The 19,103-nt window shown below is 63.3% G+C and carries 20 protein-coding genes; 12 read left to right on the top strand and 8 right to left on the bottom strand.

Features of this window, described 5'->3' with window-relative positions; genetic code table 11:
- Positions 1 to 21 precede the first annotated feature (21 nt).
- From hpf to RUGAMON1_RS26810, 5 genes are all read left to right on the top strand, one after another.
- Positions 22 to 381: a ribosome hibernation-promoting factor, HPF/YfiA family gene (gene hpf / locus RUGAMON1_RS26830; protein ID WP_026334892.1), complete on the top strand. Its 360-nt coding sequence runs from the start codon at positions 22 to 24 to the stop codon at positions 379 to 381.
- 101 nt (positions 382 to 482) lie between these two features.
- Complete coding sequence (locus tag RUGAMON1_RS26825) at positions 483 to 1,424, top strand: alginate lyase family protein (RefSeq protein ID WP_445233395.1); 942 nt, start codon at positions 483 to 485, stop codon at positions 1,422 to 1,424.
- Between the two features lie 32 nt (positions 1,425 to 1,456).
- A complete protein-coding gene (locus RUGAMON1_RS26820) occupies positions 1,457 to 2,542 on the top strand; it encodes an enoyl-CoA hydratase/isomerase family protein (protein WP_445233472.1) in 1,086 nt (361 codons plus the stop codon).
- Between the two features lie 6 nt (positions 2,543 to 2,548).
- A complete protein-coding gene (locus RUGAMON1_RS26815; protein WP_445233394.1) occupies positions 2,549 to 3,013 on the top strand; it encodes an Lrp/AsnC family transcriptional regulator in 465 nt (154 codons plus the stop codon).
- 96 nt (positions 3,014 to 3,109) lie between these two features.
- Positions 3,110 to 3,484 carry a VOC family protein gene (locus RUGAMON1_RS26810; RefSeq protein WP_445233393.1) on the top strand — a complete coding sequence of 125 codons (375 nt, stop codon included), beginning with the start codon at positions 3,110 to 3,112 and terminating at the stop codon, positions 3,482 to 3,484.
- Here the strand turns inward: RUGAMON1_RS26810 and RUGAMON1_RS26805 are convergent, their stop codons facing one another.
- The 6 genes from RUGAMON1_RS26805 to ilvA form a co-directional block, all read right to left on the bottom strand.
- A complete protein-coding gene (locus RUGAMON1_RS26805) occupies positions 3,485 to 3,883 on the bottom strand; it encodes a VOC family protein (protein ID WP_445233392.1) in 399 nt (132 codons plus the stop codon).
- Between the two features lie 98 nt (positions 3,884 to 3,981).
- A complete protein-coding gene (gene rapZ, locus RUGAMON1_RS26800) occupies positions 3,982 to 4,845 on the bottom strand; it encodes an RNase adapter RapZ (RefSeq protein ID WP_445233391.1) in 864 nt (287 codons plus the stop codon).
- A gap of 309 nt (positions 4,846 to 5,154) precedes the next feature.
- On the bottom strand, positions 5,155 to 6,090 hold the full coding sequence (gene hprK, locus RUGAMON1_RS26795; RefSeq protein ID WP_008444515.1) for an HPr(Ser) kinase/phosphatase: 936 nt from the start codon (positions 6,088 to 6,090) through the stop codon (positions 5,155 to 5,157).
- Positions 6,091 to 6,156: 66 nt separating this feature from the next.
- Positions 6,157 to 6,639, bottom strand: coding sequence for a PTS sugar transporter subunit IIA (locus RUGAMON1_RS26790; RefSeq protein ID WP_020704458.1), 483 nt, complete (start codon positions 6,637 to 6,639; stop codon positions 6,157 to 6,159).
- 339 nt (positions 6,640 to 6,978) lie between these two features.
- Positions 6,979 to 7,812, bottom strand: coding sequence for an NADPH-dependent 7-cyano-7-deazaguanine reductase QueF (gene queF, locus RUGAMON1_RS26785; protein WP_445233390.1), 834 nt, complete (start codon positions 7,810 to 7,812; stop codon positions 6,979 to 6,981).
- Between the two features lie 129 nt (positions 7,813 to 7,941).
- Positions 7,942 to 9,477 (bottom strand): threonine ammonia-lyase, biosynthetic, encoded by a 1,536-nt coding sequence (ilvA, locus tag RUGAMON1_RS26780; RefSeq protein WP_445233389.1) that lies wholly within the window; start codon positions 9,475 to 9,477, stop codon positions 7,942 to 7,944.
- Between the two features lie 277 nt (positions 9,478 to 9,754).
- Here ilvA and RUGAMON1_RS26775 point away from each other — a divergent pair, with 277 nt between their 5' ends.
- From RUGAMON1_RS26775 to RUGAMON1_RS26760, 4 genes are all read left to right on the top strand, one after another.
- Positions 9,755 to 10,246 carry a YqaA family protein gene (locus RUGAMON1_RS26775; protein WP_445233388.1) on the top strand — a complete coding sequence of 164 codons (492 nt, stop codon included), beginning with the start codon at positions 9,755 to 9,757 and terminating at the stop codon, positions 10,244 to 10,246.
- A gap of 224 nt (positions 10,247 to 10,470) precedes the next feature.
- Positions 10,471 to 14,490, top strand: a complete 4,020-nt coding sequence (locus tag RUGAMON1_RS26770) for a DUF3683 domain-containing protein (protein WP_445233387.1) — start codon at positions 10,471 to 10,473, stop codon at positions 14,488 to 14,490.
- Positions 14,490 to 14,924: an HIT family protein gene (locus RUGAMON1_RS26765; RefSeq protein ID WP_445233386.1), complete on the top strand. Its 435-nt coding sequence runs from the start codon at positions 14,490 to 14,492 to the stop codon at positions 14,922 to 14,924. The genes RUGAMON1_RS26770 and RUGAMON1_RS26765 overlap by 1 nt, the downstream gene beginning before the upstream one ends.
- Before the next feature lie 17 nt (positions 14,925 to 14,941).
- Positions 14,942 to 15,367: a gamma-butyrobetaine hydroxylase family protein gene (locus RUGAMON1_RS26760; RefSeq protein WP_445233385.1), complete on the top strand. Its 426-nt coding sequence runs from the start codon at positions 14,942 to 14,944 to the stop codon at positions 15,365 to 15,367.
- Positions 15,368 to 15,372: 5 nt separating this feature from the next.
- Here RUGAMON1_RS26760 and RUGAMON1_RS26755 read toward each other — a convergent pair whose 3' ends face one another.
- Both RUGAMON1_RS26755 and RUGAMON1_RS26750 read right to left on the bottom strand, forming a co-directional pair.
- A complete protein-coding gene (locus RUGAMON1_RS26755; protein ID WP_445233384.1) occupies positions 15,373 to 15,663 on the bottom strand; it encodes a hypothetical protein in 291 nt (96 codons plus the stop codon).
- A complete protein-coding gene (locus tag RUGAMON1_RS26750; protein ID WP_445233383.1) occupies positions 15,650 to 15,826 on the bottom strand; it encodes a hypothetical protein in 177 nt (58 codons plus the stop codon). The genes RUGAMON1_RS26755 and RUGAMON1_RS26750 overlap by 14 nt, the downstream gene beginning before the upstream one ends.
- Positions 15,827 to 15,967: 141 nt before the next feature.
- On the opposite strand from RUGAMON1_RS26750, the gene RUGAMON1_RS26745 reads away from it, so the two are divergent.
- The 3 genes from RUGAMON1_RS26745 to RUGAMON1_RS26735 are packed head-to-tail and all read left to right on the top strand — an operon-like array spanning position 15,968 to position 18,972.
- Positions 15,968 to 17,266 (top strand): alpha/beta hydrolase family protein, encoded by a 1,299-nt coding sequence (locus tag RUGAMON1_RS26745; protein WP_445233382.1) that lies wholly within the window; start codon positions 15,968 to 15,970, stop codon positions 17,264 to 17,266.
- Positions 17,267 to 17,306: 40 nt separating this feature from the next.
- Positions 17,307 to 18,041 carry a bifunctional demethylmenaquinone methyltransferase/2-methoxy-6-polyprenyl-1,4-benzoquinol methylase UbiE gene (gene ubiE, locus RUGAMON1_RS26740; RefSeq protein WP_116992725.1) on the top strand — a complete coding sequence of 245 codons (735 nt, stop codon included), beginning with the start codon at positions 17,307 to 17,309 and terminating at the stop codon, positions 18,039 to 18,041.
- Positions 18,042 to 18,054: 13 nt separating this feature from the next.
- Positions 18,055 to 18,972, top strand: a complete 918-nt coding sequence (locus RUGAMON1_RS26735; RefSeq protein ID WP_445233381.1) for a Tim44 domain-containing protein — start codon at positions 18,055 to 18,057, stop codon at positions 18,970 to 18,972.
- Positions 18,973 to 19,103 lie beyond the last annotated feature (131 nt).

Genomic DNA, 19,103 nt, shown 5'->3' with positions numbered 1-19,103 from the left:
ACATTATCTTTAGGAGTGTGTATGAATCTCACCATCAGTGGACATCATCTCGAAGTGACCTCGGCCATCCGTGAATACGTGCAGAACAAGCTGGAACGCGTCACCCGCCACTTTGATCAAGTGATTGATATTGCTGTCATCCTGACTGTAGATAACCTCAAAGAGAAAGAGAAACGCCAGAAGGCTGAAATCAACCTGCGCATGTCGGGCAAGACCGTCTACGTGGAAAGCCTGTCGCAGGACCTGTACGCCGCCATCGATACCTTGATCGACAAGCTGGATCGGCAGGTCATGAAATACAAAGCCAAGGTCCAAGAGCACGGCCACGATGCGATCAAGCATCTCCCGGATAGCTACGAACCCGCTGCCGCCGCCCTATAACAACGGCCCCGGCACCATCAAACTAGGGGCGCAGAGGCGCCCTTTTTTGCGCCTAAATGGTTTAGAGTAAACGTTTTCCTAATTCTTCCAATGGGAGTGGCATGAAACGAGCTAAACTATTTACGGCATGGCTGCTGACGCTAGCCTTTTCGGATGCCGTGGCCTCGGCTTGTCCTGCGCCGCCGCCGGCCGTGATCGACATCGACGCCAACAGCTATTACTCGGATGCGCATCACTCCGTCATCGATCCGGTGCTGCGTGCGCGCAATATCGCCAACACCAAGCCGATCGACGACTTCCTGGCCGAGGTGGCGCAGAACGCCAGCCAGGGCAACGCCGCCTGCGCGCTGGGCTGGCTGGAGAGCTGGGCCGGGCAGCGGGCCTTGCTGGGCAAGCTGTCCAGCGAGCAGGCCTGGTACGTGCGCAAGTGGACCCTGGGCGGCATGGCGCTGAGCTACGCCCGCGTCAAGCCGGCCGCCAGCCCGGCGCAGCAGCAGGCTATCGAAACCTGGTTCAAGACACTGGCCGACGCCACCATGGCGCATTCCGACGCGCACAAGGGCGCGCGCAATAACCACTACTACTGGGAGGGCCTGGCGGTGACGGCGGTGGGCGGCGTGACGCATGACGAGCGCTACCTCGCTTGGGGCCGTAAGGTGTTCGAACACGCGATGGGACAGGTGGCGGCGGACGGTTCGCTGCCGGCGGAAATGGAGCGCGCGGCCAAGGCCTTGCACTACCACGTGTTCGCCGCCGTGCCGCTGGTGATGAGCGCGTCCATCCTGGACCTGCACTCCGCCAAGCTGGACCAGTTGATGCGCTTCACGCTGGCCGCCGCGCAAGATCCGTCGGCGATGGAAAAGGCCACCGGCTTTGCGCAGGAACGGGCCAATGCCAGCGAGATGTCGTTCGCCATCCTCTACGCGCGGCACGAGGGCAGGGCGGAGCTGATGCCGGCCAAGGCCAACTTCCAGCCGCGCCTGGGCGGCGACCTCAACCTGGCCAATCCGCTTGAGCATCTGGCGCCCGGCAAGTCGCAGTAGAATAGGGTTTTCTCAACCACCCTATGTCCCTCATGAGCGAATACGTCCACACCAGCGTCAGCAACGGAACCGGCTTCATCACACTGGACCGGCCCAAGGCCCTGAACTCTTTGTCGCTGGCGATGGTGCGCGATATCACGCAGGCGCTGATGGCGTGGCGCGACGACAGCGGCGTGGCCGCCGTCGTCATCCGCAGCAGCAGCGAAAAGGCTTTCTGCGCCGGCGGCGACATCCGCTTCTTCTACGACGCCGGCCGCGCCACGCCGCAGGGCGGCAGCGCGCTGGTGGAGGATTTCTTCACCGAGGAATACGCGCTCAATCACCTGATCCATTTTTATCCGAAGCCCTACGTCGCGCTGATGGACGGCGTGGTCATGGGCGGCGGCATGGGCGTGGCGCAGGGCGGTCCTGATTGCCGCGTGCGCATCGTCACCGAGCGCACCAAGATGGCCATGCCGGAAGTGAACATCGGCCTGTTCCCGGACGTGGGTGGCAGCTATTTCCTGGCGCGCGCGCCGGGCAAGCTGGGCTGCTATCTGGGCGTCACCGGCGTCACCATCGGCGCGGCCGATGCGTTGCATGCGGGCCTGGCCGATCACTTTGTGCCGGGCGGCGAGATGGCGGCACTGTCGGCGCTGCTTGAGGCTACGCCGGGCGCGGAACTGGCCGCCACCATTGCCGCCTTCGCGGCGCCGTTCAAGGCCGCGGCGGGCGACAGCAAGCTGGCGGCCGAGCGCGCCGCCATCGACCGCCACTTCGGCGCCGGCTCGGTGCCCGCCATCATCGCCTCGCTGAAAACCGACGACGGCGCCTTCGCGCAAAAGACGCTGCAGGTGATGGCCACGCGCTCGCCGCTGATGATGTGCGTGACGCACGAGCTGGTGCAGCGCGGCGCCGCATTGGACGTGGCCGCCTGCCTGCGCATGGAGCGCACGCTGGTGCGCCACAACTTCGAAGACGGCGAAGTGATCGAAGGCGTGCGCGCGCTGGTCATCGACAAGGACAACGCGCCGCAATGGAAGCCGGCCTCATTGGACGAAGTCAGCGAGGCCATGGTGCAGCGCTTCTTCCAGCCGGTGTGGCCGGACTACGCCCACCCGCTGCGCCATCTGGACTAAGCGCCGATGGCCGTTGAACTGGACCGACTCGATATCCAGATATTGAACCTGCTGCAGGAGGACGCCACCGTCCCGCTGCGGCGCATCGCCGAGCAGGTGCACGCGTCGGCCGCCACCTGCCAGCGCCGCATCGCGCAGTTGCGCGCCAGCGGCGTGCTGGTCAAGGAGGTGGCGCTGGTGGACCGCGTGCGCGTCGGCCGTCCGCTGACGGCGTTCGTCACGGTGCAGCTGGAGCAGCAGAACACCTCGCTGCTGAAAATGTTCGAATCGCTGATGCGCGAAGAGCCCGACGTCATGGCCTGCTACGAAGTGGCGGGAGAATTCGACTTCATGTTGGTGGTGACGGCGGTGTCGATGGAAGCGTTTCAGGCCTTCACGCGGCGCGTGTTCACGTCGAATAACAACGTCAGCAACTACAAGAGCTTGCTGGCCATGAACTGCGCCAAGTTCGAAACCAAAGTGCCGTTGTGAAGATCGGGTAATTCTTGCATCGGGACGGGCAAGTATGCAATTTTGTCTCACCGCCGCTCAGTATGATGGGCCTTCCAACTTGAGGAGGACCGCATCATGATCGACCATGTTTCCATCGGCACGCGCGCACTGCCGCGCGCCACGGATTTCTACACCGCCTGCTTCGCGCCGCTGGGCTACACCCTGCAGCACAGCGACGCCACCCAGGTGATTTACGGCGCCGACGGCGTCTGGAGTTTTTGCCTCTACCCATCGGCGGCCGACGGCGCGCTGGCAGGCGATCGCACCCATGTGGCCGTCTCCGCGCCCAGCCAGCAGGCGGCCAGGGAGTTCTTCGACGCGGCGATGGGCCAGGGCGCGACCGTGCTGCGCGAGCCCGGTTTGCGGCCGGACATCAACGAGCGCTATTTCGGCACCATGATCAAGGACCCGGACGGCCACACCATCGAAGTGGTGCACTGGAGCCGCTGATCAGGCTTCCGGCGCCGACCAGACCAGGTTCCACAGGTGGCCATCGATATCCTCGAAGCCCTGGTCATACATAAAGCCATGGTCCTCGGGCGGATGCGGTATGCGGCCGCCGGCGGCAAGGGCCTTGGCGATCAGGCTGTCCACTTCTTGCCGGCTTTCGCAACTCAGGCATATGACGAGTTCATTGGCTTCCTTGGCGTTCGCGAGGGGCTTGTCGATCAGGGACTTGAAGAAGGGTTCGGTCGTCAGCATGGCCTGGATGGCGCCGTCGACAATGTTCATGAAGGCCGCGTTCTCGCCGCTGAATCGGGGATCGAAGCTAAAGCCGAGCGCGGCAAAGAAGGCCCTGGATTTGTCCAGGTCCTTCACGGGCAGGTTGAGGATGATCTGTTTGTTCATAGCGTTTCCCTGGTTGAGGTGGAATAGGCAATCGGTGCTTCATCCCTACGACGGGTGACGGCACACAAAATCGACACGCTGGCGAAAAAATTTTTCCTCTAGGCCTGCTCGCGGTGGCGCAGGATGACGCGTTCGGATTGCTGGAAGTAGGCCGCCAGTTGCTCTGCCATGTAGACCGAGCGGTGCTGGCCGCCGGTGCAGCCCACCGCCACCGTCAGGTAGCTGCGGTTGTCGGTCTTGAAGGACGGCAGCCATTTCTCGATGAAGACGCGGATGTCGTTCATCAAGTCCAGCGCGCTCGGCTGGGCGTTGAGGAAGTCGATCACCGGCGCGTCGCGGCCGGTCAGCGGGCGCAGGGTCAGGTCGTAGTAGGGGTTCGGCAGCGCCCGCACGTCGAACACGAAGTCCGCGTCCAGCGGCACGCCCAGCTTGAAGGCGAACGATTCGAAGAACAGGATCAGCGGCGCCCGCTCGATCGCCACCAGGTCCTTGACCCAGGCGCGCAGCTTGTTGGCGCTCAGCTCCGAGGTGTCGATCACATGGCCCAGCTGCTCGATGGCCGACAGCCGTTCGCGCTCTTCCAAGATGCATTCGATCAGCGTGCGGCGCGCCGCCGGGTTCTGGCCCGGCCGCAATTCGTGCGACAACGGATGGCTGCGCCGCGTTTCCGAGAAGCGCGCCACCAGCGAGTGCGTGTTCGCGGTCAGGAACATGACCTTGACGTCGTGCCCTTGCTCGCGCAGGCGTTCGACGGCGGCCGGCAGCGTGGCCAGCGATTCGGCACTGCGCGCGTCGACCGCTACCGCAAGCGCCTGCAGGCCTTCGGCAACCAGCGTGTCCACCAGGCTGGAGAGCAGGGCCGGCGGCAGATTGTCGACGCAATAGTGTCCCGTGTCTTCCAGGACGTTCAGGGCCACGGACTTGCCGGAGCCGGAAATACCAGTAATGAGTACGATGCGCATAGGCCCCGATGATACCGCAGGCCGGACTTACTTGCCCAGAATGACCATGTTTAGTTTTCGCAATGATGCGGAAAAGCTATTGGATGCCGGCTTAGTCGCCGCTCATCGCTTGTCGCTGGCGGTGGAGCAGGGAATTCGCGGGACATCGTCCCGTGCCTGCGGAACGGCCTGCCCATGCATGGGCAGGCTCCTTGGCACCATCAATCTCCGCTCATCGCTTGTCGCTGGCGGTGGAGCAGGGAATTCGCGGGACATCGTCCCGTGCCTGCGGAACGGCCTGCCCATGCAAGGGCAGGCTCCTTGGCGCCATCAATCTCCGCTCATCGCTTGTCGCTGGCGCTCCATAAACTCTTGCAGGGTATCGATGCCGCGCAGTTGCAGGATGGTGTTGCGCACGGCGGCCTCCAGCAGCACCGCGATGTTGCGGCCGGCCGCCACCGGGATCACCACCTTGCGGATCGGCAGGCCCAGCACGTCCTCGGTCGGGAACTGGAACGGCAGGCGTTCCACTTCCTCGTCGGCCGCGCCGCGCCGCACCAGGTGCACGATCAGCTTCAGGCGCATCTTGCGGCGCACGGCGGTCTCGCCGAAGATGGCCTTGATGTCCAGCAGCCCCAGCCCGCGCACTTCCAGCAGATTTTGCAGCAGCGCCGGGCAGCGGCCTTCGATCATGTTGGGCGCGATGCGCGAAAACTCCACCGCGTCATCGGCCACCAGCCCGTGCGAACGCGAAATCAGTTCCAGGCCCAGCTCGCTCTTGCCGAGGCCGGAATCGCCGGTGATCAGTACGCCCACGCCCAGCACGTCCATGAACACGCCGTGCATGATGATGCGCTGCGCCAGCTTCTTCGACAGGTAGACGCGCAGGAAGTCGATCACCTGCGCGGCCGGCAGCGGCGTGGAGAACAGCGGAATGTTTTTTTCGTCGCAGATGGCGAGGATGTCGGGCGGCGTTTCCAGCCCCTGCGCGATGATCAGCGCCGGCGGGCCGCCGGCGATCAGCTCGCCGATGACGTGGGCGCGCGTCAGCGACTTCAGGCGCTGGTAGTAGTTGATTTCCTGGTGCCCGAAGACCTGGATGCGGCCCGGGTGGATGGTGTTCAAGTGGCCGACCTGGTCGGCGGCCGAGGCGACGTCGCCGGAGATCAGGCGTTCGCCGCCGGGGAAGCCGGCGAACCAGCCTAGCTGCAAACTTTCGCGATTGTCGTCGTAGAGGCGTTGTATCGTCAGCGGAGTTTGCAGCATGGGTCGTCTTTACATGAGGATGAACTGATGCCTAGTTTAACCTATTGTCTGACGACCAAGAAAATCTCACCCCGCGGCCTGCAGGCTCGGCATCCAGTTGATGATGCGCGAGTGCACCGATTTCGGATCCGCATCCGTGCTCAGCGCGGTGCGGAAAGCGTCGTCGGAGAACATCTCGGCGATCTCGGACAGGATCTCCAGATGCTGCTGGGTGACGTGGTCCGGAATCAGCAGGAAGAACAGCAGGTTGACCGGCTTGCCGTCGGGCGACTCGAACGGTATCGGTTCGGCCAGGCGGACGAAGGCCGCCAGCGGCGACTTCAGGCTTTTCATGCCCTTGATGCGGCCGTGCGGGACGGCGACGCCATGACCCAGTCCGGTCGAGCCCAGCCGCTCGCGCGCGAACAGGTTGTCCGACACGGTGGAGCGGGCGATGCCGCAGTTGTTCTCGAAGATCAGGCCGGCTTGCTCGAACGCGCGCTTCTTGCTGGAGACTTCCAGATCCAGCAGCACGTTTTCCAGTGAGAGTATTTTGCTAAGGTTATTCATAACGCGACATAGAATGTTGCAACGCACAAAGGTGGCATGCGAGCAGAATTATAGGCTTGTTTCTGCGCCATGTAACAGGAAATCGCGCGCGCCCGTTGTTACGCTTGTGTCCGCCAGCCGGCGCGCGGGCTGGATTGTTATGCACCAAAGAAAGGAATCGCTATTTCTGAATAGAAATCACGGAAAACGCCGGTTTTTCGCCAGGGCTTGGGGCGAATTTCCGATTATTTGCGCGTTTTCAGGCCGGTTGGGCCGTATGGCGCGCTGTGGTCAACAACGGCGCCCCATTTGCATATCATACGCCTGATTTTTCCTGTTTGATTGGAAAAAGCGCCAGATTTATTGACGTGCGCCACGAAGATTGGGTGGTTTCTGTGCTGTGCTGAAGTTGCTGCGCCAGGGGTTGATGTCCAGCCCGCCGCGCCGGGTGTAGCGGGCGTACACCGACAGCTGCTGAGGCTGACATTCGCGCAGGATGTCGGTGAAGATGCGCTCCACGCATTGCTCGTGGAACTCGTTGTGCTCGCGGAAACCGATCAGGTAGCGCAGCAGGCTTTCCTGGTCGATCTGCGGGCCGGCATAGTGGATCTGCACGCTGGCCCAGTCCGGCTGTCCGGTGACCAGGCAGTTCGACTTGAGCAGATGCGAGATCAGTTTTTCCTCCACCGGTTCCTCGTCCAGTGCCGCCTTGAGCAGCTCCGGCGCCGGGTGGTAGTGGTCGACGTCGATGTCGAGGCGGTCCAGCAGCAAGCCGTCGAGCTCGCCCATTTCTACCATGCCGAATTCCTCCGGCTGGGTCAGCGAGATGTGGACGGTGGCGCCGAAGCCGTTCGACAAGTCCTGTTGCAGCAGGTTCTTCAGCGCGACCACGCTGTCGAGGCGGGTCTGGTTGAAGGAGTTCAGGTACAGCTTGAAGGACTTCGATTCGATGATGTTGGGCGAGTCGGCCGGCACGGTGATGCGGGCGATCGCCACCTGCGGCTTGCCGCGCGCGTTGAGCCACGAGATTTCGTAGGCGTTCCAGATGTCGACGCCGAAGAAGGGCAGGGTGCCGGTCAGGCCCAGTTCGTCGCGCTTGCCCTGGCGCGCGATCGGGAACAGCAGTTCCGGCGCGTAGTCGGTGCGGTAGGCGGAGGTTTTTCCCAGTGGGGACAAGTCGACGGTGTTGGTCATGGCGATGTGTGATTCGGGTAAAGGTGAATGGTAGCGCAGTTTCACCCCTCAAGCGTGGTGGGGTCAGACCCCATGCGGGGTCTGACCCCTAAGCGACGGAGCATGCTCCGTCGCTTAGGGGAGACGGGGTTAGCCCAGGAACAGCTTGTACACCGGGTTGGCGCTCTCATCCCAGTAGCGGTAGCCCAGCGTGGTCAGGAATTGCGCGAACTGGTCCATTTCCTCGGCCGGCACCTGCAGGCCGATCAGGATGCGGCCGACGTCGCCGCCCTGGCTGCGGTAGTGGCACAGCGAGATGTTCCAGTTCGGCGCCATCGAGTTCAGGAAGCGCATCAGCGCGCCCGGACGCTCGGGGAATTCGAAACGGTACAGCAGCTCGTCCTTGGCCAGCGCGCTCTTGCCGCCCACCAGATGGCGGATGTGGGCCTTGGCCAGCTCGTCGTGGGTCAGGTCCAGCGTCTTGAACTCGTTCTGTTCGAAGGTGCGGGCCAGCACCCCGGACTCGCTGCGGTCGGCGATCTGCACGCCGCAGAACACATGGGCCTCGTCCTTGTCGCTGATGCGGTAGTTGAACTCGGTCACGTTGCGCGGGCCGACCAGCGCGCAGAAGCGCTTGAAGCTGCCGCGCTGTTCCGGCAAGGTGACGGCGAACACCGCCTCGCGCGCTTCGCCCAGCTCGGCGCGTTCGGCGACGAAGCGCAGGCGGTCGAAGTTCATATTGGCGCCGCTGGCGATGGTGATCAGCGTTTCGTTCCTGACCGGGTCCTTGCTCAGCGCGGCGCGCTCGACATAGGCCTTGGCGCCGGCCACGGCCAGTGCGCCGGACGGTTCCAGGATCGAGCGGGTGTCGCTGAACACGTCCTTGATGGCCGCGCTGATGGCGTCGGTATCGACCAGGATGATGTCGTCCACGTACTGTTGCACCAGGCGGAAGGTTTCCTCACCGGCCAGGCGCACCGCCGTGCCGTCGGCGAACAGACCGACGTCGGACAGCGTGACGCGTTCGCCGGCCTTGACGCTGCGCGCCATGGCGTCGGAATCGAGGCTTTGCACGCCGATGATCTTGATGTCCGGGCGGATCTGCTTGACGTAGGCGGCGATGCCGGAGATCAGGCCGCCGCCGCCGATCGGCACGAAGATCGCGTGGATGGGGCCGGAATGCTGGCGCAGGATTTCCATGCCGATGGTGCCCTGGCCGGCGATCACGTCCGGATCGTCGAACGGGTGGACGAAGGTCAGCTTCTGTTCCTGCTCCAGCAACAGCGCGTGGTTGTAGGCGTCGGTATAGGATTCGCCGTGCAGCACCACCTCGACATCGGCGCCGCCGCGCGCCTTGACCGCTTCCACCTTGACCTGCGGGGTGGTGGTCGGCATCACGATGACCGCGCGGCAGCCCATGCGCGCCGCCGACAGCGCCACGCCCTGGGCGTGGTTGCCGGCCGAAGCGCAGATCACGCCGCGCTTGCGCTGGGCGTCGCTCAGGTGGGCCATCTTGTTGTAGGCGCCGCGAATCTTGAAGCTGAACACGCTCTGCATGTCCTCGCGCTTGAAATAAATTCGGTTCTCGAAGCGCTGCGACAGCGTCGGCGCGAGTTCCAGCGGGGTTTCAGTAGCGACGTCGTAGACGCGCGCGGTCAGGATTTTCTTCAGATAGTCGATAGTCATGGTTTGCAAACAGTGTGATTCCGGGGCTCAACCCCGGGGTCAGGTCTGACATTCGGACACGAGCTGGTCCGTAATTGCTGTTACGGACCAGCTCGTGTCCGAATGTCAGACCTGACCCCAGGTTGGGTGCTTTGCTCATTCAGTGCTAACTATCCGGCGTGTGACCGGGTGAAGCAGGGGCGCGGGCCGCGCGCGGATGGCTGCGCGGCCGTACGGTTCAATCATGCGGTGTGCGACTCATTATAATGGACACCTTTCCTTCCGCTCAAAGAAACCGATGATCGAATCTGCAATCGCCTGGCTGCTGCACGTATTGGCGGCGCCGGAAGTGGGCCTGACGTCGGTCTTTATCATCAGCTTGATCTCCGCCACCTTGCTGCCGCTGGGCTCGGAACCGGCGGTGTTTGCCGTCATCAAGGCCAACCCGGCCCTGTTCTGGAGCGTCATCGCCGTCGCCACCGTCGGCAATACGCTGGGCGGCGCCGTCGACTACTGGATGGGCTACCAGGCCAAGCAATCGTTCGCCAAGGAACGCAAAAGCCGCTGGTTCCACTGGCTGGAGCGCCACGGCGCCAAGACCATGCTGCTGGCCTGGCTGCCCGGCATCGGCGATCCGCTGTGCACCCTGGGCGGCTGGCTCAGGCTGCCTTTCTGGCCCAGCATCGCCTACATGGCGGTCGGAAAACTGCTGCGCTACCTGACCATGACCGCTTTGCTGTTGTACGTGCCGGACGGGGTTTGGCATCGTATCGGCCAATTGCTGGGCTAATTTTGTGCAAGCTATCATATTGCCATAAGCGTTTGCACATGAATTTCATTCAGTTTTATATCGGGTATTTATCCGTTATTGCCAACAAAATCCGGAATTTGCAAATTTCTGGCGGGTTGTTGCAACCCGGATAGCCCCTCTGCCGCCTAAGGCTGTTCCGGCGTGGTGCGCCGCAATACGCTAGAATGACCCTCCCGGGTTCAGTCTACAAGTCCAATCTCACAATGAATGCCCCTGCACAAATCCAAGCTCTGCTGGCGGAAACGCCCCACGGTCCCGAGGCCACGCGCCTTCGTGAAATTCCTTACAACTACACGTCGTTTTCCGATCGCGAGATCGTCATCCGGCTGCTGGGCGAGGAGTCGTGGAGCTTGCTGGATGCCTTGCGCGGCGCCCGCCAGACCGGCCGTTCGGCGCGCATGCTGTACGAAGTGCTGGGCGACATCTGGGCCGTCCGCCGCAATCCGTATCTGCAGGACGACATGCTGGACAACCCGAAGCGCCGCCAGGAACTGATCGACGCGCTGCATCACCGCCTGGCCGAGGTGGACAAGCGCCGCCTGACCGTCGACGACACCGGCGCAAATCAGGATGACGAGGCCGCGCGCGAACGCAGCCTCAATGTCGCCAAGCTGCTGCGCGCGGCCGGCAAGGCGGTGGCCGACTTCGGCGAGGAATTCAAGCAGGTCTACGATCTGCGCAAGCGCACCAACAAGGTGCTGGGCCGCTACACCGACAAGCACAACATCTGCTTCGACGGCATGAAGCGCATCTCGCACGTGACCGACGCCACCGACTGGCGCGTCGAGTATCCGTTCGTGGTGCTCACCCCGGACACCGAGGAAGAAATGGCCGGCCTGGTCAAGGGCTGTATCGAGCTGGGACTGACCATCATCCCGCGCGGCGGCGGCACCGGCTACACCGGCGGTGCGATCCCGCTGACGCCGATGTCGGCCGTCATCAACACCGAGAAACTGCTCAACATGGGCGCGGTGGAAATGAAAGTGCTGCCCGGCCTGGACCGCGAATACGCGACCATCTACACCGGCGCCGGCGTCATCACCAACAAGGTTTCCGAAGCGGCCGAGAAGGCCGGCTTCGTGTTCGCGGTCGATCCGACCTCGGCCCACGCCTCCTGCATCGGCGGCAATATCGCGATGAATGCGGGCGGCAAGAAGGCTGTGCTGTGGGGCACGGCGCTGGACAACCTGGCCTCGTGGCGCATGGTCGACCCGAACGGCGACTGGCTCGAAGTCACGCGCCTCGACCACAACCTGTCGAAGATCCACGATACGCCGCTGGCCCGCTTCAAGCTGGAGTGGACCCATCCGACCGCGCGCGGCGAATCGAAAGGCGAGCCGTTCAAGACCGAACTGCTGGAAATCGAAGGCCGCAAGTTCCGCAAGGAAGGCCTGGGCAAGGACGTCACCGACAAATTCCTGGCCGGCCTGCCGGGCATCCAGAAAGAGGGCTGCGACGGCCTGATCACGTCGAGCCGCTGGATCCTGCACAAGATGCCGAAGTTCGCCCGTACCGTCTGCCTGGAGTTCTTCGGCCAGGCGCGCGACGCGATCCCGTCGATCGTCGAAATCAAGGATTACCTGGACGGCCTGCCGGCCAAGGGCGAGCAGTTCAGCACGCTGCGCCTGGCCGGCCTGGAGCACCTGGACGAGCGCTACCTGCGCGCGGTCGGCTACGCCACCAAGTCGAAACGCGGCGTGCTGCCGAAGATGGCGCTGTTCGGCGACATCGTCGGCGACGATGAAAACGCCGTCGCGCTGGCCGCGTCGGAAGTGGTGCGCATCGCCAATACCCGCGTGGGCGAGGGCTTCGTCGCCGTCAGCCCGGAAGCGCGCAAGAAATTCTGGCTGGACCGCGCCCGCACCGCCGCCATCGCCAAGCACACCAACGCCTTCAAGATCAACGAAGACGTGGTGATCCCGCTCAACCGCATGGGCGAATACACTGACGGCATCGAGCGCATCAACATCGAACTGTCGATCAAGAACAAGCTGCAGCTGACCGATGAATTGCACCAGTTCTTCGCGGCCGGCAATCTGCCGATCGGCAAGAGCGACGACGCCGACGACGGCGTGGGCGACGAAGAAATGATGGGCGACCGCGCCGAGCAGGCGCAAGCGCTGCTGACCCAGGTGGCGGCGCGCTGGACCTTCCTGCTGGCCGAGCTGGACAAACCGCTGACCGCCGTCAGCGCGCAACTGGCCGAACTGGGCCTGGAGCGGCTGCTGCCGGTGTTCGAGGAACGCCTGAAAACCCAGCCGGACGCGACCTTGTTCGACGTGGTGCAGGACCGCACCATCCGCGTCACGTGGAAGCAGGAAATCCGCGCCCAGCTGCGCCAGATCTTCAACGGCGCGGCCTACAAGCTGATCCTCGACGAAGCGACCGCGATCCACAAGCGCGTGCTGCGCGGCCGCGTGTTCGTGGCGCTGCACATGCACGCCGGCGACGGCAATGTGCACACCAACCTGCCGGTCAACTCGGACCACTACGAGATGCTGCAACTGGCGCACCAGGCCGTCGCGCGCATCATGAAGCTGGCCCGTTCGCTCAACGGCGTGATCTCGGGCGAGCACGGCATCGGCATCACCAAGCTGGAGTTCCTGACCGAAGAGGAAATCGGACCGTTCCGCGACTACAAGCTGCGGGTCGATCCGGAAGGCCGCTTCAACAAGGGCAAGCTGCTGAACCTGGCCGGCATGGAAGCCGACCTGTCCAACGCCTACACGCCGTCGTTTGGCCTGATGGGCCACGAATCGCTGATCATGCAGCAAAGCGATATCGGCGAGATCGCCAACAGCGTCAAGGACTGCCTGCGCTGCGGCAAGTGCAAGCCTGTCTGCTCTACGCATGTGCCGCGCGCCAACCTGCTGTACTCGCCGCGCGACAAGATCCTGGCGACCTCGTCGCTGATCGAAGCCTTCCTGTACGAAGAGCAGACCCGCCGCGGCATCTCGATCAAGCACTGGGAAGAATTCGAGGACGTGGCCGACCACTGCACGGTCTGCCATAAATGCGTGACCCCATGTCCGGTCAACATCGACTTCGGCGACGTGTCGATGAACATGCGCAACCTGCTGCGCAAGATGGACAAGAAGAGCTTCAATCCCGGCAAGTCGGCGGCGATGTTCTTCCTCAACGCCACCGATCCGGCCACCATCAACGCCACCCGCGCGGCGATGGTCGGCATCGGCTACAAGGCCCAGCGTCTGGGCAATGACTTGCTGAAGAAGTTCGCCAAGAAGCAGACCAAGGCGCCGCCTCCAACGGTGGGCAAGCCGAAGGTGCGCGAGCAGGTGATCCACTTCATCAACAAGAAAATGCCGGGCGGCCTGCCGAAGAAAACCGCGCGCGCCTTGCTGGATATCGAGGACGACAAGGTCATCCCTATCATCCGCAATCCCAAGGCCACCAATGCCGATACGGAAGCGGTGTTCTACTTCCCGGGCTGCGGTTCGGAGCGCCTGTTCTCGCAGGTGGGCCTGGCCACCCAGGCCATGTTGTGGGAAGTGGGCGTGCAGACCGTGCTGCCGCCGGGCTACCTGTGCTGCGGCTATCCGCAGCGCGGCGCCGGCGAGTACGACAAGGCCGAGAAGATGATGACCGATAACCGCGTGCTGTTCCACCGCATGGCGAATACGCTCAACTATCTGGACATCAAGACCGTGCTGGTCTCGTGCGGCACCTGCTACGACCAGCTGGCGACCTACGAGTTCGACAAGATCTTCCCGGGCTGCCGCATCATGGACATCCATGAATACCTGATGGAAAAACAGGTCCGGCTGGAAGGCGTGACCGGCACGCGCTATATGTACCACGAGCCTTGCCACACGCCGATGAAGTTGCAGGAAGCGACCAAGACCGTCAACACGCTGATCCAGACGCACGACAACGTCAAGATCGAGAAAAACGACCGCTGCTGCGGCGATTCGGGCACGCTGATGATCGCGCGCCCCGACATCTCGACGCAGGTGCGCTTCCGCAAGGAAGAGGAAGTCATCAAGGGCGCGGACAAGCTGCGCGCCGACGGCTTCGAAGGCGAAGTGAAGATCCTGACCAGCTGCCCGGCCTGCCTGGGTGGCGTGTCGCGCTACGGTGAAGATGCCGGCACCACGGCCGACTACATCGTGGTCGAGATCGCCAAGCACCTGCTGGGCGAGAACTGGATGGCCGACTACGTCAAGCGCGCCAACGACGGCGGCATCGAGCGGGTGCTGGTGTAATGGCCTGCGATCTGTGCAAGCTGCTGGAAGCGCCGATGCCGGTATCGGCGCTGATCTGGGGCGATCACCAGCTGTCGGTGGTCGCCGTGGACGAGGCCGAGTATCCGGGCTTCACGCGCGTGGTGTGGAATGCGCACGTCAAGGAAATGACGGATCTGTCGCCGGCCGAACGCAGCCGCGTGATGGATGTGGTGTGGGCCGTCGAGTCCGCGCAACGCGCGGTGATGGCGCCGGAAAAGAGCAATCTGGCCAGTTTTGGTAACATGACGCCCCATGTGCACTGGCATGTGATTCCGCGTTATGTGGACGATGCGCACTTCCCGAATCCGACCTGGGCTGTTGCGCAGCGTGCGTCGGCGCCGGAAGTGCTGGCCGCGCGCCGCGCGCTGCTGCCGGCCCTGCACGCCGCGATTATCGAACGTTTGAAAGCATAAGCAATGAGCAAGCAAGTATGAGCAAACAACCTACCGGCCTGACCGTCCACAACAAGTCCAAAGTGCTGGACGTCGAATTTGACGACGGCGCCTCGTTCTCGATCCCGTTCGAGCTGCTGCGCGTGTATTCGCCGTCGGCCGAGGTGAAGGGACATGGCGAAGGGCAGGAGGTGCTGCAAGTGGGCAAGCGCGAAGTGGGCATCGCGGCGATGGACCCGGTGGGCAACTACGCGGTGCAGCCGACTTTTACCGACGGCCACAACACCGGGCTGTACACCTGGGACTATCTGTACAAGCTGGGCAATGAAAAAGACGCGCTGTGGGCCAACTACATGGACCGCCTGCACGCCTCCGGCTTCGAAGGCGACAGCGGCCGCGAGACCGGCGTCACGCTGACCGGGCCGGGCTCAAAGAACCACACCGGCTGTGGCCATAAGCACTAAGCGACTCAGCGCGTGACGTGTTCACGCAACACGTAGGCGAAGATCGCGCGCACATGCAGAGGTAGCTGGCGTAGCGCTTCAACGTCGATTGATGGCTCTGGTTCAGCGAATTGTTGTACCGAGGGCCGTTGCCAGGTTTTTTCCAAATCCTTGTACGGTGACATCTCTGCCAGCCGTTTGCGTTCGGCTCTGTCGCGTGCGATCTCATCATGCAGCTCATCGATCTCAGCACGGGATTTATCGTCCAACTCAGGAATTTCCAGGTCCGGAGGAATTTCTACGTCATATATTTTCATAGCGATTCTCCATCAGTTCAAAGGGCGTTACCAGTTCAGGAAGATGCAGCCGCTGCGCATTGATCAGGACTCGCAGAAGCCGGAATTTCTTGGCGTTGGTGGGATTTGGCGGATCAGTCAGGTGGAAAATAACGGAGGTGTCGAGATAGATGGTGGGCAGCATGGTGGAACCTCTGGTGGCTTCGGCCAGATTAGCCGGTCCGGCTAACGGCGGTTTCGCCTATATCAAACGAACGCGCCGTCATTTCATCAAGCTGTCACAGCGCCGTGGGATAGTTGGCGGTTTCGCTTGATGGGAGTTGGCATGAAGGGTGTTTGTGGATGGATGGTGCTGGTGGCTGCCTTGATCGCCGCGCCTGTAAGCGCTCAGGAATATTTCGGCGACGCGCGGCCCGATGCGCCTGAGCTGGCGGCGCGTGGACCGTTGCCGGTCGGCGTACGCACGCTGGTGGCCGAGCACGCGGACCAGCTCGATATCCTGCGCTACAGCGACGCCACGCCCAACCCGCGCTACAGCCGCAGACTGACGCTGGAAGTGTGGTATCCGGCCCAGCTCCAGCCCGGCCAAAAAGAACATACGGTTTATACCGATGTGCTGGGCTCCGGCCCGAACGATCCGGCCCGTCCCAACACGCCGTTCACATTCAACGGCCGCGCCGCGCGCGATGCAACGCCGCAGGCTCCGGCAGCGACCGCGCCGGCCGGCGGCTATCCGCTGGTGATCGTCTCGCACGGCTATCCCGGCTCGCGCCTGCAGATGAGCTACCTGACCGAGAACCTCGCCTCCAAGGGCTACGTCGTAGTGGCGATCGATCATCCCGAATCGACCCGCGCCGACAAGGCCGGCTTCGCCAGCACGCTGCTGAACCGCGCGCAGGACGATCTGTTCGTGCTGCAAACCGTGGCCGCCTGGGGCAAGCCGGGCAGCGGTCATTTCCTGTCCGGCCTGGTCGACGCCGACAACACCGCCCTGGTCGGCTATTCGATGGGCAGCTACGGCGCACTCAACACCGTCGGCGCCGGCGTCAGCCCGGTGGCGGTGGCTTATGTTCCCGGCGGCAAGCTGGCGGTCAACCAGCAGGGCAATGCGCAATATGAAGCGCGGCGCGATCCGCGCATCAAGGCCGTGGTGGCGTTCGCGCCGTGGGGTGGCGCGCACCAGGTGTGGGAGCCGGCCGGCCTGGCCGGCGTGCGCACGCCGACGCTGTTCGTCAGCGGCGACCAGGACGACGTGGCCGGCTACCAGGACGGCGTGCTGCGCCTGTTCCAGGGCGCCATCCACGCCGACCGCTACCTGCTGACCTACGTCGGCGGCCGCCACAACTCCGCGCCGAATCCGCCGTCGCCGGCCATGCTGGCCAATTTCGACGACTTCATGTCCTATTCCGAGCCGGTGTGGGACAGCCGCCGCATCAACAACATCAACCAGCATTTCGTCACGGCCTTCCTCGGCATCCACCTCAAGCAGCAGCCCTTGCAGCCGTATCTGGACTTGCCGCCGCTGGGGGCGGACGGCACCATCAAGCCCGATCCAGCCCCGTGGAAGGGTTTTCGCCCGCGCACCGCGCTGGGACTGGAGTGGCGCCACCTGAATGCGCAGTAGGGTCTTGTATAATGCAGGCAAACTAACAGGCCTGCCCAACATGACCAATACCACACACTTCGGTTACAAAACCGTCGCGGAAGACGACAAAGTCCGCGAAGTCGCCAAGGTTTTCCATTCTGTCGCCGCCAAGTACGACATCATGAACGACGTCATGTCGGCCGGCCTGCACCGCCTGTGGAAGACCTTCACCATCGCCAACGCCGCCGTGCGCCCCGGTTTCAAGTGCTTGGACATCGCCGGCGGCACCGGCGACCTGGCCAAGGTGTTCGCCAAGCAAGCGGGCCCGACTGGCGAGGTCTGGCTCACCGACATCAACGAGTCGATGCTGCGCGTCGGCCGCGACCGCCTCTTGAATCGCGGCCTGTTGACCCCCACCTTGCTGTGTGACGCGGAAAAACTGCCGTTCCCGGACAATTATTTCGACCGCGTCAGCGTTGCCTTCGGCCTGCGCAACATGACCCACAAGGACCAGGCGCTGGCGGAAATGCGCCGCGTGCTCAAGCCGGGCGGCAAGCTGCTGGTGCTGGAATTCTCGAAAGTGGCCGAGCCGCTGCAGAAACCTTACGATTTCTATTCGTTCAAGATCCTGCCTTGGATGGGCCAGAAGATCGCCAACGACGCCGAAAGCTATCGCTACCTGGCCGAGTCGATCCGCATGCACCCGGACCAGGAAACGCTGAAGACCATGATGGAAGAGGCCGGCCTGGAACGCGTGACGTATTACAACCTGACGGCAGGTGTGGCCGCTTTACACACCGGTATCAAACTGTAGTCATAGGAGTAGCATGAACATCAAGAAAATCCTGATCGGCGCCGTATTGGCCGCTTCCGCACTGTCGATGCTGGGCGAGGCGCTGGCCCGTCCGATGGGCGGCGGCCGTTCGATCGGACGTCAATCGCAAAGCGTCAACCGCATGCCGCCGGCCGCCGCGCCGGCGCCGGCAGCGCCGCGCCAGGCGGCACCTGCACCGGTCGCTCCACCGGCCGCGATGCCACCGAAGCCGGCCAGCCCATGGAAAGGCATCCTGGGCGGCGCGCTGTTGGGCCTGGGTATCGGCGCACTGTTCTCGCACTTTGGCCTGGGTGGCGCCATGGGCGGCATGTTCGGCTCGCTGATCATGCTGGCGCTGCTGGCCGGCGTGGTGTTCTTCGTCATTCGCCTGATCCGCGGCCGTTCGCAACCAGCACCGGCCGCATTTGGTGGCAATAACGGTGGCAACAATGTGTATGCGATGCCGCCATCCGGCGGCACGCCGGAGATCGGTTCGCGCTTGCAGCCTGAGCCGTTCCAGCAGGCCGCCGCGCCGGTCGCCCACACGCCGTGGGGCGTGCCGGCCGACTTCGACGCGCCAGCCTTCCTGCGCGTGGCCAAGAGCAACTTCATCCGCCTGCAGGCGGCCTGGGACAAGGGCGATTCGGCCGATATCCGCGAATTCACCACCCCTGAGGTGTTTGCCGAGCTGAAGATGCAGATCAGCGAGCGCGGCGCGCAAAAGGACTACACCGACGTCGTCACCATCGACGCCGAGCTGCTGGGCATCGAAACCAGCGACAGCGACTACTTGGCCAGCGTCAAGTTCACCGGCACCATCAAGCCCGCGCCGGATGCGCTGGCCGAGCCGTTCAACGAGGTCTGGAACCTGTCCAAGCCGGTTTCCGGTGCGTCTGGCTGGCTGCTGGCTGGCATTCAACAGCTCGCGTAAAACCCCGCAGGGCCGGATAGGGGTCTGACCCCGTACGGGGTCCGGGGAGGGCGGTGCCCGCATCTCGCAGTGCGAGATGCCCCCGGCGGCGGAGCTGAGGTTTAGGGGTAAAGCCCGGCAAGCTGGTAAGA

Source organism: Duganella rhizosphaerae (assembly GCF_040364205.1).
Taxonomy (GTDB): domain Bacteria; phylum Pseudomonadota; class Gammaproteobacteria; order Burkholderiales; family Burkholderiaceae_D; genus Rugamonas; species Rugamonas rhizosphaerae.
Note: the sequence above shows the minus strand (reverse complement) of the source record. Positions and strands in the feature narration are given on the sequence as shown.